Source organism: Citrobacter sp. ANG330, from assembly GCF_047467925.1.
In the GTDB taxonomy this organism is placed as follows: Bacteria; Pseudomonadota; Gammaproteobacteria; order Enterobacterales; family Enterobacteriaceae; genus Citrobacter_A; species Citrobacter_A amalonaticus_G.
Genome location: NZ_JASJUI010000015.1, coordinates 72,209 through 87,673 on the forward strand (window position 1 = coordinate 72,209; position 15,465 = coordinate 87,673).

Here is a 15,465-nt window from a genome sequence, read left to right on the forward strand (position 1 = left end):
GATGAAAATTGTTATCGCACCAGATTCATTTAAAGAAAGTTTGTCTGCCATGCAGGTGGCGTCGGCTATCGAACAGGGGTTTCGCGAAATATATCCCGATGCCCAGTATGTCAAATTACCGATGGCGGACGGCGGCGAAGGCACCGTTGAGTCGATGGTGGAGGCCACTGAGGGCCATTACCAATTTATCGATGTCACGGGACCTCTGGGAACACAGGTCCAGGCTCGCTGGGGAGTGTTGGGTGACGGGAAGACGGCGGTGATCGAAATGGCCGCGGCGTCAGGTCTCCACCATGTATCGCCAGAGCATCGTAACCCACTGATAACCACCAGCTATGGAACGGGCGAGCTCATCCTTGCCGCTCTCGATCGGGGCGTTGAGCACATTATTCTCGGCATTGGCGGCAGCGCGACGAATGACGGAGGCGCGGGCATGCTGCAGGCGCTGGGGATTGCCCTTCTTGATGCGCATGGAGATGCGCTTCCCCCAGGCGGCGGAGCGCTCAGTAAACTGGCAAAAATCGACACCTCCCGCGCCGACCCGCGCCTGAAGACGGTCTCCGTCACCGTGGCCTGCGACGTCAACAATCCGCTGTGCGGTCCGACGGGCGCCTCTGCCATTTTCGGCCCACAAAAAGGGGCGACGGAAGAAATGGTTGCAGCGTTAGACGGTGCGCTGGCGGTTTATGGCAAGCGACTACAGGAGTTTACCGGTCGGGATGTAATGAATACGCCAGGCGCTGGCGCAGCAGGCGGAATGGGAGCCGCATTACTCGGTCTACTGGACGCTGATTTAAAACCCGGCGTAGAGATTGTGATTAACGCGCTGCAGCTGGAGCGTCTGGTAGCCGATGCCAGTCTGGTGATCACCGGGGAGGGCCGCCTCGACAGCCAGAGCATCTGCGGCAAAACGCCGATTGGCGTCGCCCGCTGCGCCAAACGCTATCAAAAACCAGTGATTGCGCTTGCCGGCGGTTTAACTCTGGATCATCAGATTGTTCATGAGCATGGGCTGGATGCTGTTTTCTCTGTGTTGACGCGCATCGCCACGCTACCGGAAGCCTTAGAGGACGCGGAATACAATCTGCGCATTTCGGCACGTAATATTGCCAGCGTCTGGAAGCTGTCGCAGCAGCAGTTACACTAATCCTGTATCCAGGCCAGTCACCAACGACTGGCCTGGATATTCTTTCCCTCTCCCCACGTGCTAAAATCGCCTCCTTCATTTCCCCGACTCAAGGCACGACCATGGCAAAAACCGCAGCAGCACTGCATATCCTTGTTAAAGAAGAGAAACTGGCACTGGATCTTCTGGAGCAGATTAAAAACGGCGCCGACTTCGGCAAACTGGCGAAGAAACACTCCATCTGCCCGTCAGGCAAACGAGGCGGTGATTTAGGTGAATTCCGCCAGGGCCAGATGGTTCCGGCGTTCGATAAAGTAGTCTTTTCCTGCCCGGTGCTGGAGCCTACCGGCCCGCTGCACACCCAGTTCGGTTATCACATTATCAAAGTGTTGTATCGCAACTAATAAAAAGCCCGGTGGCGCTAGCGCTTACCGGGCCTACGATGTTGTTCTTTTGTAGGTCGGGTAAGCGCTAGCGCCACCCGACAATCTACTTAACCCGCTACCGCAATGCGCTTCATATCCGTCATATAGCCGCGCAGTTTCTGGCCGACTTTCTCAATAGCATGGCTGCGAATCGCGTCGTTGACATCACGCAACTGAGCGTTATCCACTGCGCCTTCAGCAATCGCTTTACCCAGGTCGCCGGTCTGCAGCGTAGTCATGAACTCTTTCAGCAGCGGTACGCAGGCGTAAGAGAACAGGTAGTTACCGTATTCTGCGGTATCAGAGATAACCACGTTCATTTCGTACAGACGCTTACGGGCGATGGTGTTGGCGATCAGCGGCAGCTCGTGCAGTGATTCGTAGTACGCGGACTCTTCGATGATGCCGGAATCTACCATCGTTTCGAACGCCAGCTCAACGCCCGCTTTCACCATCGCGATCATCAGTACGCCTTTATCGAAGTACTCCTGCTCGCCGATTTTACCTTCATACTGCGGCGCGGTTTCGAACGCAGTTTTACCGGTCTCTTCACGCCAGGTCAGCAGTTTCTTATCATCATTCGCCCAGTCAGCCATCATGCCGGAAGAGAACTCTCCGGAGATGATGTCGTCCATATGTTTCTGGAACAGCGGCGCCATAATTTCTTTCAGCTGTTCGGACAGCGCGTAAGCGCGCAGTTTCGCAGGGTTGGACAGACGGTCCATCATCAGCGTGATACCGCCCTGCTTCAGCGCTTCAGTGATAGTTTCCCAGCCGAACTGAATCAGTTTCTCGGCATATGCCGGGTCAGTCCCTTCTTCCACCAGCTTATCGAAGCACAGCAGAGAGCCCGCCTGCAGCATACCGCACAGAATGGTCTGCTCGCCCATCAGGTCAGATTTCACTTCCGCAACGAAAGAGGATTCCAGCACGCCCGCACGGTGACCACCGGTGGCCGCGGCCCAGGCTTTGGCAATCGCCATACCTTCGCCTTTCGGATCGTTTTCCGGGTGAACCGCGATCAGCGTCGGCACGCCGAAGCCACGTTTGTATTCTTCACGCACTTCAGTACCCGGACACTTCGGCGCCACCATCACCACGGTGATGTCTTTACGGATCTGCTCGCCCACTTCAACGATGTTGAAGCCGTGAGAGTAACCCAGCGCCGCGCCGTCTTTCATCAGCGGTTGTACAGAACGCACCACGTCAGAGTGCTGTTTGTCTGGTGTCAGGTTAACCACCAAATCCGCCTGCGGGATCAGCTCTTCATACGTGCCGACTTTGAAGCCGTTTTCAGTCGCTTTACGCCAGGATGCGCGCTTCTCAGCAATCGCCTCTTTACGCAATGCGTAGGAGATATCCAGACCGGAATCACGCATGTTCAAACCCTGGTTCAGACCCTGAGCGCCACAGCCGACGATAACCACTTTTTTACCCTGAAGGTAGCTCGCGCCATCAGCGAACTCATCGCGGCCCATAAAGCGACATTTACCCAGTTGTGCCAGCTGCTGGCGCAGGTTCAGTGTATTAAAGTAGTTAGCCATGGGTGATACCTCGTGATGTTGTGTGTCTTCTTGTTCGGTTCGCGTTTCAGCGAGAATGCACCCACATTACAACAGGAAATTTATTGCGGAAATTGATATATTCACAACGCCACGTTGCAATATCTGCAACATGAAAAAGGGAAGGAGAATTCGTGGATATACGCGATCTGAAAATGTTCCTGCATCTGGCGGAAAGCCGTCACTTTGGTCGTAGCGCACGAGCGATGCACGTCAGCCCTTCCACGCTGTCACGGCAGATCCAGCGCCTGGAAGAAGACCTCGGCCAGCCGTTGTTTGTCCGCGATAACCGCACGGTTACCCTGACCGAAGCGGGTGAAGAGCTGCGAACGTTTGCCCAGCAGACGCTGTTACAGTATCAGCAACTGCGCCACACCCTCGATCAGCAAGGCCCGTCGCTGTCCGGCGAACTGCATATCTTTTGCTCGGTCACGGCGGCTTACAGTCATCTGCCGCCAATCCTCGATCGTTTTCGCGCGGAGCATCCCTCAGTTGAAATTAAACTCACCACCGGCGACGCCGCCGATGCCATGGAAAAGGTGGTGACCGGCGAAGCGGATCTGGCGATTGCCGGTAAGCCAGAAACGCTGCCGGGAGCAGTCGCTTTCTCGATGCTGGAAAATCTGGCGGTAGTGTTGATTGCTCCGGCACTGCCCTGCCCGGTACGCAATCAGGTCTCGGTAGAGAAACCCGACTGGTCCACAGTGCCGTTTATCATGGCCGATCAGGGCCCGGTGCGCCGCCGTATTGAGCTGTGGTTTCGTCGCCATAAAATCAGTAATCCGCAGATTTATGCTACCGTGGGCGGTCATGAAGCGATGGTGTCGATGGTTGCGCTCGGCTGTGGCGTAGCGCTGCTGCCCGAAGTGGTGCTGGAAAACAGCCCCGAACCGGTGCGCAATCGCGTGATGATTTTAGAGCGTAGCGACGAGAAAACCCCGTTCGAACTGGGCGTCTGCGCGCCGAAAAAGCGGCTGCATGAGCCGCTTATTGATGCGTTCTGGAAAATTGTACTGGAGCGCAAAATTGCCGAGTAATATTAGCGTCAGGCCTAAAAGCAGAGGTAGATTCAGTTTTGCGGAATCTTTTCTGTATAATGGCAAGCCATAATACACAGACGGTGTCATTGCCCCTATGACAGCGAAACACAACCTAAATTAGCCATCATTATGATAATCAAGCCAAAAATCCGTGGATTCATCTGTACAACGACCCATCCGACTGGCTGTAAAGTCAATGTGGAAAAGCAGATCGAGTACGTTAAACAAAACGGGAAAATCGAAAACGGTCCTTCCCGCGTGCTGGTCATCGGTGCTTCAACCGGTTATGGACTGGCATCGAGAATCTCCGCAGCGTTTGGCAGCGGAGCCGCCACTATCGGCGTATTTTTCGAAAAACCGGGTACAGAAACGAAACCAGGTTCAGCAGGCTGGTATAACGCCGCGGCTTTCGATGAAGCAGCAAAGCGTGAAGGTCTGTATTCCAAAAGCATTAACGGTGATGCGTTCTCCGACGAATGTCGTGATGAAGTCATCAGGCTCATCAAAGAAGATCTGGGCCAGATTGATTTAGTCGTTTATTCGCTCGCTTCCCCGGTTCGTAAAATGCCGAAAACGGGTGAAGTTGTCCGTTCAGCGCTGAAACCTATTGGCGAGGTTTACACCTCAAAAGCGATTGATACCAACAAAGATCAGATCACAACGGCCAGCATTGAACCCGCAACGGAAGAAGAAGTTCAGAACACCGTGACCGTAATGGGCGGAGAGGACTGGGAGCTGTGGATAGATGCTCTGCGCCAGGCCAATGTGCTGGCCGACGGCGTGAAAACCGTTGCTTACTCTTACATCGGTACCGACCTGACGTGGCCAATCTATTGGCATGGCGCGCTGGGTAAAGCGAAAGAAGACCTTGACCGTGCGGCAGGCGCGCTGCGTAATCAACTGTCTCCGATCAATGGCACAGCCAACGTTGCGGTCCTGAAATCGGTAGTCACACAGGCTTCTTCAGCCATTCCAGTGATGCCGCTGTATATCTCTATGGTCTTCAAGCTGATGAAAGAACAAGGGATTCACGAAGGATGCATTGAGCAGATTAACCGCCTGATGACCACCAGCTTGTACGGTGACAAGGCTGCGCTTGATGACCACCAGCGTATCCGTATGGATGACTGGGAACTGCGTGAAGATATTCAGCAGGCATGCCGGGATCTGTGGCCACTGATCACCACCGAAAACCTGGCGCAAGAAACCGATTATGCAGGCTACAAGCTTGAGTTTCTCAATCTGTTCGGTTTTGGCCTCGACGAAGTCGATTACGAGGCAGATGTAAACCCCGAAGTCGAATTTGATGTGATCACGCTGTAATCTGCTGATACAGTTGCAAAAAGGGTTCATGTGTAAGCATGAACCCTTTTTTAATGGCAGAGTTTAACCCGCGAGGAAGAAGCGGAACGCCGGGTTATTCGTTTCATCGTGACACTCATAGCCCAGTTCCTGCAAACGCGTTTCGAAATCGGGTTCATGATCGCCCAGTTCAAACGCCGCCAGCACGCGCCCGTAGTCGGTCCCATGACTGCGGTAGTGAAACAACGAGATATTCCAGTGCGTCCCAAGCGTATGCAAAAACTTAAGCAGCGCGCCCGGCGATTCCGGAAACTCGAAGCTGAACAGACGCTCCTGCAGCGGCTTCGACGGACGCCCGCCAACCATATAGCGGACGTGCAGTTTCGCCATTTCATCGTCGGAGAGATCGACCACGCTGTAACCACCGTCACGCAGCAAATTCAGGATTTCGGAACGTTCTTCCATCCCCCTGCTCAGCCGGACACCGACGAAAATACAGGCGTTCTTATCATCGGCAAAACGATAGTTAAACTCAGTGACCGAGCGACCGCCCAGCAACTGGCAAAATTTCAGGAAGCTGCCTTTCTCTTCCGGAATGGTGACCGCCAGCAGCGCTTCGCGCTGTTCCCCCAGCTCGCAACGCTCGGAAACGTAGCGCAGGCCGTGGAAATTGACGTTAGCGCCGGAAAGGATATGTGCCAGACGTTCGCCGCGGATGTTGTGCTGAGCAACGTACTTTTTCATTCCCGCCAGCGCCAGCGCACCGGAAGGCTCCGCCACTGCGCGAACATCTTCAAACAGGTCTTTCATCGCCGCACATATCGCATCGCTATCCACGGTGATGATGTCATCGAGATATTCCTGACACAGACGGAAGGTTTCATCGCCAATGCGTTTAACCGCCACACCTTCGGCGAACAGCCCAACGCGCGGGAGATCGACCGGATGACCCGCGTCCAGAGCCGCTTTCAGACAGGCGGAGTCTTCCGCCTCCACCGCAATGACCTTGATTTGCGGCATCAGTTGTTTGATCAGTACCGCCACGCCCGCCGCCAGACCACCACCGCCGACCGGTACAAATACACGATCGAGATGGGCATCCTGCTGCAGTAATTCCAGCGCCAGCGTTCCCTGACCGGCAATCACCATCGGGTGATCGAACGGCGGAACCCAGGTAAAACCCTGCTGCTGCGACAGTTCAATCGCTTTCGCTTTCGCTTCATCAAAGTTCGCGCCATGCAGCAGCACTTCGCCGCCAAAGCCCCGAACAGCGTCAACTTTGATATCCGCCGTTGCCACGGGCATTACGATCAGCGCCTTCACGCCCAGACGAGCGGAGGAGAACGCTACACCCTGAGCATGGTTGCCTGCAGAAGCGGTAATCACCCCGTGAGCTTTTTGCGCCTCGGTCAGCCCTGCCATCATCGCGTAAGCGCCACGAAGTTTGAAGCTGTGTACCGGCTGCCTGTCTTCTCGCTTCACGAGGATCACGTTATCAAGGCGCGATGAGAGCTTTTCCATTTTTTGCAGCGGCGTCACCTGCGCCGCTTCATATACCGGCGCCCGGAGTACCGCACGCAGATATTCAGCCCCTTCCGGGGCTGCTGACAGAGGTTGTGATTCGGCCATCATCAGCCTCCCAGTTTCGATTTATCGCGCACCGCGCCTTTATCGGCGCTGGTCGCCAGGCTGGCATAAGCACGCAGCGCAAACGACACCTGACGCTGGCGATCTTTCGGTGTCCAGGCTTTGTCGCCGCGAGCTTCCTGTGCTTCACGACGCGCTGCAATTTCCGCATCGCTCAACTGCAGTTGAATGCCACGGTTTGGAATATCAATAGCAATCATGTCGCCGTCTTCAATGATCGCGATATTGCCGCCGCTGGCCGCTTCCGGCGAGACGTGGCCAATGGAGAGGCCGGAAGTGCCGCCAGAGAAACGACCATCTGTCACCAGCGCGCAAGCTTTACCAAGGCCCATCGATTTGAGGAAGGTGGTTGGATAGAGCATCTCCTGCATCCCCGGTCCGCCTTTCGGCCCTTCGTAGCGGATCACCACCACGTCACCTTCCACCACTTTGCCGCCGAGGATCGCGTCTACCGCTTCATCCTGGCTTTCATACACTTTGGCCGGACCGGTGAATTTCAGGATGCTGTCGTCCACACCGGCGGTTTTCACGATGCAGCCATTTTCCGCGAAGTTACCGTACAGCACGGCCAGACCGCCGTCTTTGCTGTAGGCGTGTTCCAGCGAGCGAATGCAACCTTCGGCGCGATCGTCATCCAGTGAGTCCCAGCGGCAATCCTGCGAGAACGCCTGCGTGGTGCGAACCCCCGCCGGACCCGCACGGAACATCTGTTTTACGGCATCATCTTGTGTCACCGTGATGTCATATTGCTCCAGGGTTTGCGGCAGCGTCAGTCCCAGCACGTTTTTCACGTCACGGTTCAACAGACCCGCGCGATCCAGTTCGCCCAGAATGCCCAGCACGCCACCCGCCCGGTGAACGTCTTCCATATGGTATTTCTGGGTACTTGGCGCCACTTTGCACAGTTGCGGCACTTTGCGGGAGAGCTTGTCGATATCGCTCATCGTGAAGTCGATCTCCGCTTCCTGCGCCGCCGCCAGCAAATGCAGTACGGTATTCGTGGAACCGCCCATCGCGATATCCAGCGTCATGGCGTTTTCAAACGCCGCCTTGCTGGCAATGTTACGCGGCAGCGCGGAGGCGTCATCCTGCTCGTAGTAACGTTTAGTCAGCTCAACAATGCGTTTACCGGCATTGAGGAACAGTTGCTTACGATCGGCGTGGGTGGCCAGCAGAGAACCGTTACCCGGTTGCGACAGACCCAGCGCTTCGGTCAGGCAGTTCATTGAGTTCGCGGTAAACATTCCGGAACAGGAGCCGCAGGTCGGGCAGGCAGAACGTTCAACCTGATTACTCTGATCGTCAGAAACTTTCGGGTCCGCACCCTGGATCATGGCATCGACCAGATCAAGTTTGATGATTTTATCGGAAAGTTTGGTTTTCCCGGCTTCCATCGGACCGCCGGAAACAAAGATCACCGGTATATTCAGACGCAGAGAAGCCATCAGCATCCCTGGGGTGATTTTGTCACAGTTGGAGATACACACCATCGCATCGGCGCAATGGGCATTCACCATGTATTCCACCGAGTCGGCGATCAGCTCACGCGATGGCAGTGAATAAAGCATGCCTCCGTGGCCCATGGCGATACCATCATCCACTGCAATGGTATTGAACTCTTTCGCCACGCCGCCAGACGCTTCAATCTGCTCAGCAACCAGTTTACCGAGATCGCGCAGGTGAACGTGCCCTGGCACAAACTGGGTGAATGAGTTCACGACGGCGATAATCGGTTTGCCAAAATCGGCGTCGGTCATCCCGGTGGCGCGCCACAACGCCCGGGCTCCCGCCATATTGCGGCCATGTGTAGTGGTGGCGGAACGATACTTAGGCATGCGTTATTTACTCCTGGTGTCTGTAAAACGGGACGGTGCGTGCCGTCCCATTTATCTTTAATTATGAATTTACCTGATCCAACCAGCCCCGTTTGTCCTCGGTTTCGCCGGTAAACAGGCCGAAGAACGCTTGCTGGATGCGTTTGGTGACCGGGCCACAGCGGCCTTCGCCCACCTGAATGCCGTCAACACTGCGAACCGGGGTGATTTCCGCCGCGGTACCGGACATGAATACTTCATCCGCCAGATACAGAGATTCACGGGACAGTACCTGCTCGCGCACTTCGATACCCAGATCTTTCGCCAGCTTGATAATGGCATCGCGGGTGATGCCCGGTAGCGCGGAAGAGGTAAACGGCGGGGTAAACAGCACTCCGTCTTTCACTTCAAACAGGTTTTCACCGGCGCCTTCAGAGATATAACCATTCACGTCCAGCGCGATACCTTCCTGATAACCGTGACGACGCGCTTCGCTACCCACCAGCAGTGAGGAGAGATAGTTACCGCCCGCTTTTGCGGCGGTCGGGATGGTGTTTGGTGCGACACGATTCCAGGAAGACACCATTGCATCAATCCCTTGCTCCAGCGCTTCAGCGCCCAGATATGCCCCCCACGGGAACGCAGCAATGATCACATCGGTGGTATAACCGGCTGGCGGGTTTACGCCCATGCCAACATCGCCAACAAACACCAGCGGACGAATGTAGGCGCTGGTCAGATTGTTTTTACGAATCACTTCACGGCAGGCCTCCATCAGCTCATCTACGCTTTGAGAGACCGGAAAACGATAAATTTTGGCTGAATCATGCAGACGCTGCATATGTTCGCGATGACGGAACACCACCGGGCCTTTGTGCGAGTCATAGCAACGGATACCTTCAAAAACAGACGTACCGTAATGCAGTGCGTGGGACATCACGTGAACTTTCGCGTCTTCCCAACGTACCATCTCGCCATTGAACCAAATGTAATCCGCTTTTTTCGTCGTCATTTCTTCTTCCTGTCGCGCTTACGCGCGGATTTGTTGTGATGTGGTTGTGCTCTGGCAGATGGCTACATGGGCAACGTCTACCAGCTTTGATAACTGACTAAACAGTAAGTCGACCGACCGTGGGCTGGCAACGGTCAATTCGATATTTATATTTTGCGCGTCACGGGCGGCTTCCATATTCATGGCGCAGACCTGAAAACCACGGTGGCGTACCACGCGCAGTACGCGTTCTAACGTTTCCGGATTAAAGCGAGCCTCTACGGCGACCTGATGTTGCATCATGATAATTTCTCCAGCATTTCAGAGTTGCTGGCGCCAGGCGGCACCAGTGGCCAGACATTCTCAAGTTCGTCGATTGAGACATGAAGCAGGTATGGCCCGTCGCTGTTCAGCAGGGTATCGAGTGCCGCTTCAACCTGGTCTTTTCGGGTGATGTGTTGGCCAGGGATGCCGAAGGCGCTGGCTAACGTGAGGAAATCGGGGTTATCGGTTAAGGTGGTTTCGCTATATCGTTCCTGGAAAAACAGCTGCTGCCATTGTCGTACCATACCTAACCGTTGGTTATCCAGTAAGACTATCTTCAACGGTAACTGCTTACGTTTTACGGTGCCCAGCTCCTGAACATTCATCATGAAGGAGCCGTCACCGGAGATACAGATAACGGTGTCGTCCGGTCGCGCAACCTGCGCCCCAACAGCAGCCGGTAAACCAAAGCCCATCGTGCCTAAACCACTGGAGGTGATGAAATTCTCCGGGCGACTGTACGTCATATGTTGTGCAGACCACATCTGATGCTGACCGACATCCGTCGTCACCACACAGTCGGCGGGTTTACGCTCCGACAACTGTTTCAGCAGCAGCGGCGCGTAGATGGCCTCTCCGGGATGATCGTAACGCCAGGTATGGTCAGTACGCAGTTCCGCATTACGCTGACGCCATTCATCGATGTCGACCGGCTGTTGCAGCGCAGGCAGTAGCGCATTCAAATCGCCCTGCAAGGTGACATGCGCCCGGCGAAGTTTGTTCAGTTCGGCCGGGTCGATATCCATGTGGATAACACTGGCATGCGGCGCGAAGGTATCCAGCTTGCCGGTCACCCGGTCATCAAAACGTGCACCGACTGCAATCAACAAATCACACTCTTGCACGGCAAAATTCGCGGCTTTGGTACCATGCATACCAAGCATACCCAGATAGTAGGGATAATCCGCCTCGACAGCACCCAGTCCTTTCAGCGTGCAGGTAACCGGCATTTGTGTTACCGCAATAAACTCACGCAGCGCCGGAACCGCCTGCGCCATGCCTACACCACCACCCACATACAGCATGGGTTTCTGCGCCTGAGCCAGCATTTTTCGGGCCTGTTCAACACCTGCCTGCGGGAACGGCTCGGCGTTTTCAACGGTTGTAAAATAGGGTTCCAGCGCCCCGCTGGCTAACTGGATATCTTTCGGAATATCGACCAGCACCGGACCAGGACGGCCAGTGTTAGCAACTTCAAACGCTTCGGCCATGATGCGTGGCAGCTCTTCCAGCGATTGCACCAGAAAACTGTGCTTAGTACAGGCCAGCGACAGTCCCAGTACGTCCACCTCCTGAAACGCATCAGTGCCGATGAGTGGCGCAGCAACCTGCCCGGTGATCGCGACAACAGGGACCGAATCTAACAGCGCATCTGCAAGTCCGGTGATCAGGTTGGTTGCCCCCGGACCAGACGTGGCGATACACACTCCCGTTTTACCGGTGGAACGGGCATAACCAATGGCTGCGATCGCGGCCCCCTGTTCGTGTCGGCACAGCAGGTGTTCCACGCCACCGTCGTACAACGCATCGTAGACCGGCATAATTGCGCCGCCGGGATAGCCGAATACGGTGTCGACCCCCTGTGCACGCAACGCATGTACCACCCACTGTGCTCCATTCATAGTTAGTTCCCCGTCATAAATCTGAAGAAACAGAATTTTATGCTGTTATTCATTTTCTGCTCCTCTGTTGTGTTTTTAAGGTCAAAAAAAACCCCCGGACCTTTCGGTGCGGGGGTCTTAGTTCGTTAAGGCTTGATTTTTAAGCCTTTCCTCGTCCAAGTGCAGCCCCGCACGGTGGGATAATAATCACCACCACGCTAATCACGACCAGGCTAATCACTCGTAGAAGGGCTGTCATTTTTGTCTTTTCTGGCATCTTGTTCGAAGGAATGCCTAAAGAGTTACCATAGATTTCGCCAATAGCACAAGATTTTTTTATTTTCCTTTTTCTGACTCAGCTAACGGATTAGCTAAAAATCATTGTTTTTCATACAAAAAAAACGTATTGAAAAAATTTCACTTTCGGGGCGGAAGTAAACCCCTTTTTCATAATGCCGCAGGAGAGGAAAACTGATTGCGAGCGCCCTTCCAGAAAAAAGAATACGTAAACCCGTTGCATTAAAAGTGCGGAATCTTCTGCGAATAAACATTATTTTGTAATGATCTTGCAGAAAACAACTCAGACATAATAGGGGCATCTGGAGGGGCTATGTCACTGTCAATTGTCCATACACGCGCAGCGCTGGGGGTGAATGCACCAGCGATTACCATCGAAGTCCATATCAGCAATGGTTTACCCGGTTTAACGCTGGTAGGTTTGCCGGAAACGACCGTCAAAGAGGCGCGCGACCGGGTACGCAGCGCGATCATCAATAGCGGGTATGAATTTCCAGCGAAGAAAATCACCATCAATCTCGCCCCTGCCGATCTGCCCAAAGAGGGGGGGCGATATGATTTACCTATTGCTGTGGCGCTTCTGGTCGCCTCTGAGCAGCTTAACACTCATAAACTCGGTCAATATGAGTTAGTGGGTGAACTGGCGCTTACAGGCGCGTTACGCAGCGTTCCGGGCGCTATTTCCAGCGCAACCGAAGCCATTCGGGCAGGAAGAGGGATTATCGTTTCTCTGGAGAATGAAGAAGAGGTAGGCCTGATCGACAGCGAGGGATGTCTGGTTGCCGATCACCTGCAAGCTGTCTGTGCGTTTCTGGAAGGCAAGCAAGATCTTAAACGTCCGAAGGTCGGGAACTGGGCTATCAACGCATCCGCTGACGATCTTAGCGATATCATCGGTCAGGAACAAGGAAAACGCGGCATCGAAATCACCGCTGCGGGTGGGCATAATCTGCTCTTGATTGGTCCGCCAGGTACAGGTAAAACCATGCTTGCCAGTCGCCTTAACGGCCTGTTACCGGCATTGAGCAATGAAGAGGCTCTGGAGAGCGCGGCTATTCTCAGTCTGGTCAACTCAACCAACGTGCAAAAACGATGGAAACAACGCCCCTTTCGCGCACCACACCACAGCGCATCGCTGACAGCAATGGTCGGGGGCGGTTCCATTCCCGCACCAGGAGAGATCTCGCTTGCACACAATGGCATATTATTTCTTGATGAGTTACCCGAGTTTGAGCGCCGCACGCTAGATGCCTTACGCGAGCCAATAGAATCGGGTCAAATCCACCTTTCACGCACGCGAGCGAAAATCACCTATCCTGCTCGCTTCCAGTTAGTTGCGGCGATGAATCCCAGCCCAACAGGGCACTACCAGGGCAACCACAACCGGAGTACGCCTGAACAGACGTTGCGGTATCTCAGCCGGCTATCAGGGCCCTTTCTGGACCGCTTTGATCTGTCGCTTGAGATCCCTCTTCCGCCACCGGGCATACTTAGTCAAACCAACGTCCGCGGGGAGAGTAGCATGACGGTAAAACAAAGGGTTTTTGCCGCGCAGGAACTACAGCACAAACGACAGGGCAAGCTAAACGCACTATTACAAAACAAGGAAATTCGTAAGCATTGCCAGTTGTTAAATGAGGATGCTCAGTGGCTTGAAGAGACTCTTATCCATCTGGGGTTGTCTATACGGGCATGGCAAAGGCTGTTAAAAGTAGCAAGGACTATTGCCGATCTTGAGCAAGCGGAACACATCTCGCGACGACACCTGCAGGAAGCTGTCAGTTATCGGGCTATTGATCGACTGCTCGTCCATCTGCAGAACCAACTGACGTAAAAAAAGGGCTTACGCCCTTTTTATTAGTCGTCAGACTCAGTGTAGTCTTCAGCACCTTCCATCTGCGGTTTACCGCCGGACAGGGTGTGGAAACGTTTAGGACGCTTGATACGCGTCATATACTTAGACCAGACGCGTTCCGCTTCGGTCACTGGCTCACGTTCGCCACGGCATACCGCGACAAAGAGCCTCTCTTCTTCGGTAACGGGTTCGCGTTTGCCCAGATCCAGCTCGTTAAAGGCATAACCATGACGTTCAAGCAGTTGCGCCTCTTTGATGGTGAAATCACCATGACGAGAGAATCCGCGTGGATAATATTTGTTGTCGAAATATCGATTAGTCGTCGTAAAGCTTTCCGCCATCCTGCACGCTCCTAATTCTTTTGGCCGGGCTATTTATGGCGCGGAGTATTAGTTACGCTTGACAGAGTGTAAAACAAAACATTTAAATCATAACGACAAATAATTTTGCGGAGAGCACTGTGGATACGGAATTGTTAAAAACTTTCCTGGAAGTTAGCCGAACGCGCCACTTTGGCCGGGCTGCGGAAGCGCTCTACCTGACTCAGTCGGCGGTCAGCTTTCGCATCAGACAGCTGGAAAACCAACTGGGTGTGAATCTTTTTACCCGTCACAGAAATAATATCCGCTTAACGGCGGCTGGCGAGAAGCTTCTGCCCTACGCAGAGACGCTGATGAATACCTGGCAGGCAGCCCGTAAGGAGGTCGCTCATACCTCAAGACATAATGAGTTTTCAATCGGTGCCAGCGCCTCTCTGTGGGAGTGCATGCTCAACGGCTGGTTGGGACGTTTGTATCAGTCACAAGAGCCTCAGAACGGTCTGCAATTCGAAGCCCGTATTGCGCAGCGCCAGTCACTGGTAAAACAATTGCATGAACGGCAGCTGGATCTGCTGATCACCACAGAAGCCCCAAAAATGGACGAATTCAGCAGTCAGTTACTGGGCTATTTCACTCTGGCTTTATATTGCGTCAGCCCATCAACCATGAAGGACTCGCTTAATTACTTGCGCCTGGAATGGGGTCCAGATTTTCAACAGAATGAAGTTGGCTTAATTGCCACTGATGAGGTTCCTATACTGACCACCAGTTCCGCAGAGCTGGCCAGACAGCAGCTTCATGCGCTAAAGGGGTGTACCTGGTTACCTACAGCCTGGGCTAAAGAAAAAGGCGGATTACATACCGTGGCTGACAGCGCTACGCTTTCGCGACCGTTATATGCAATTTGGCTGCAAAATAGTGATAAACATGCGCTGATTAAAGATCTTCTAAAGATAGATGTACTGGAAGAGTAAGCAAAAATGAGATTGGCAAGGATGCCAGAAAAGGAAGAGATCGGTATCTGGAGGTATGTTTTACAGACAAAAAAAATCCTTAGCAGATGCTAAGGATTATTTTCTGGCAGGGGCGGAGAGACTCGAACTCCCAACACCCGGTTTTGGAGACCGGTGCTCTACCAATTGAACTACGCCCCTAATTAGG

Annotated in this window: 15 protein-coding genes and 1 tRNA gene; 6 read left to right on the forward strand and 10 right to left on the reverse strand. The window is 53.9% G+C overall.

All coding sequences use genetic code 11. From position 1 onward, the window contains the following. Position 1: 1 nt before the first annotated feature. Entirely contained in the window at positions 2-1,147 is a 1,146-nt protein-coding gene (locus QNN88_RS21975; RefSeq protein ID WP_414242047.1) for a glycerate kinase, read from the forward strand. 101 nt (positions 1,148-1,248) lie between these two features. Further along, positions 1,249-1,530 carry a peptidylprolyl isomerase PpiC gene (gene ppiC / locus QNN88_RS21980; protein ID WP_001140251.1) on the forward strand — a complete coding sequence of 94 codons (282 nt, stop codon included), beginning with the start codon at positions 1,249-1,251 and terminating at the stop codon, positions 1,528-1,530. A gap of 89 nt (positions 1,531-1,619) precedes the next feature. Here the strand turns inward: ppiC and ilvC are convergent, their stop codons facing one another. Next, the gene (gene ilvC / locus QNN88_RS21985; RefSeq protein ID WP_044267332.1) at positions 1,620-3,095 is read right to left on the reverse strand and encodes a ketol-acid reductoisomerase; all 1,476 of its coding nucleotides are present in this window, start codon (positions 3,093-3,095) and stop codon (positions 1,620-1,622) included. 152 nt (positions 3,096-3,247) lie between these two features. Here ilvC and ilvY point away from each other — a divergent pair, with 152 nt between their 5' ends. Next, complete coding sequence (ilvY, locus tag QNN88_RS21990) at positions 3,248-4,150, forward strand: HTH-type transcriptional activator IlvY (protein ID WP_054177003.1); 903 nt, start codon at positions 3,248-3,250, stop codon at positions 4,148-4,150. Positions 4,151-4,282: 132 nt separating this feature from the next. Then, on the forward strand, positions 4,283-5,476 hold the full coding sequence (gene fabV, locus QNN88_RS21995) for an enoyl-ACP reductase FabV (protein WP_414242048.1): 1,194 nt from the start codon (positions 4,283-4,285) through the stop codon (positions 5,474-5,476). Between the two features lie 63 nt (positions 5,477-5,539). Here the strand turns inward: fabV and ilvA are convergent, their stop codons facing one another. From ilvA to ilvL, 7 genes are all read right to left on the reverse strand, one after another. Further along, entirely contained in the window at positions 5,540-7,084 is a 1,545-nt protein-coding gene (gene ilvA / locus QNN88_RS22000; RefSeq protein WP_414242055.1) for a threonine ammonia-lyase, biosynthetic, read from the reverse strand. A gap of 2 nt (positions 7,085-7,086) precedes the next feature. After that, positions 7,087-8,937: a dihydroxy-acid dehydratase gene (ilvD, locus tag QNN88_RS22005; RefSeq protein ID WP_414242049.1), complete on the reverse strand. Its 1,851-nt coding sequence runs from the start codon at positions 8,935-8,937 to the stop codon at positions 7,087-7,089. Between the two features lie 61 nt (positions 8,938-8,998). Next, complete coding sequence (gene ilvE, locus QNN88_RS22010) at positions 8,999-9,928, reverse strand: branched-chain-amino-acid transaminase (protein ID WP_414242050.1); 930 nt, start codon at positions 9,926-9,928, stop codon at positions 8,999-9,001. A gap of 18 nt (positions 9,929-9,946) precedes the next feature. Beyond that, positions 9,947-10,210, reverse strand: coding sequence for an acetolactate synthase 2 small subunit (gene ilvM, locus QNN88_RS22015; protein ID WP_042326055.1), 264 nt, complete (start codon positions 10,208-10,210; stop codon positions 9,947-9,949). Further along, entirely contained in the window at positions 10,207-11,853 is a 1,647-nt protein-coding gene (ilvG, locus tag QNN88_RS22020; protein ID WP_414242051.1) for an acetolactate synthase 2 catalytic subunit, read from the reverse strand. Before ilvG ends, ilvM begins: the two co-directional genes overlap by 4 nt. A 2-nt stretch (positions 11,854-11,855) precedes the next feature. Next, positions 11,856-11,906, reverse strand: coding sequence for a peptide IlvX (ilvX, locus tag QNN88_RS22025; protein WP_193762813.1), 51 nt, complete (start codon positions 11,904-11,906; stop codon positions 11,856-11,858). An 86-nt stretch (positions 11,907-11,992) separates the two neighbouring features. Next, a complete protein-coding gene (ilvL, locus tag QNN88_RS22030; protein ID WP_001311244.1) occupies positions 11,993-12,091 on the reverse strand; it encodes an ilv operon leader peptide in 99 nt (32 codons plus the stop codon). 351 nt (positions 12,092-12,442) lie between these two features. On the opposite strand from ilvL, the gene QNN88_RS22035 reads away from it, so the two are divergent. Then, positions 12,443-13,963 (forward strand): YifB family Mg chelatase-like AAA ATPase, encoded by a 1,521-nt coding sequence (locus QNN88_RS22035; RefSeq protein ID WP_414242052.1) that lies wholly within the window; start codon positions 12,443-12,445, stop codon positions 13,961-13,963. Between the two features lie 23 nt (positions 13,964-13,986). Here the strand turns inward: QNN88_RS22035 and maoP are convergent, their stop codons facing one another. Then, positions 13,987-14,325 (reverse strand): macrodomain Ori organization protein MaoP, encoded by a 339-nt coding sequence (gene maoP / locus QNN88_RS22040; protein ID WP_012131115.1) that lies wholly within the window; start codon positions 14,323-14,325, stop codon positions 13,987-13,989. Between the two features lie 119 nt (positions 14,326-14,444). Between maoP and hdfR the strand changes: the two genes are divergently transcribed. Beyond that, positions 14,445-15,278, forward strand: a complete 834-nt coding sequence (gene hdfR / locus QNN88_RS22045; protein WP_414242053.1) for an HTH-type transcriptional regulator HdfR — start codon at positions 14,445-14,447, stop codon at positions 15,276-15,278. A 104-nt stretch (positions 15,279-15,382) separates the two neighbouring features. Here hdfR and QNN88_RS22050 read toward each other — a convergent pair. Next, a tRNA-Trp gene (locus QNN88_RS22050) sits at positions 15,383-15,458 on the reverse strand. Positions 15,459-15,465 lie beyond the last annotated feature (7 nt).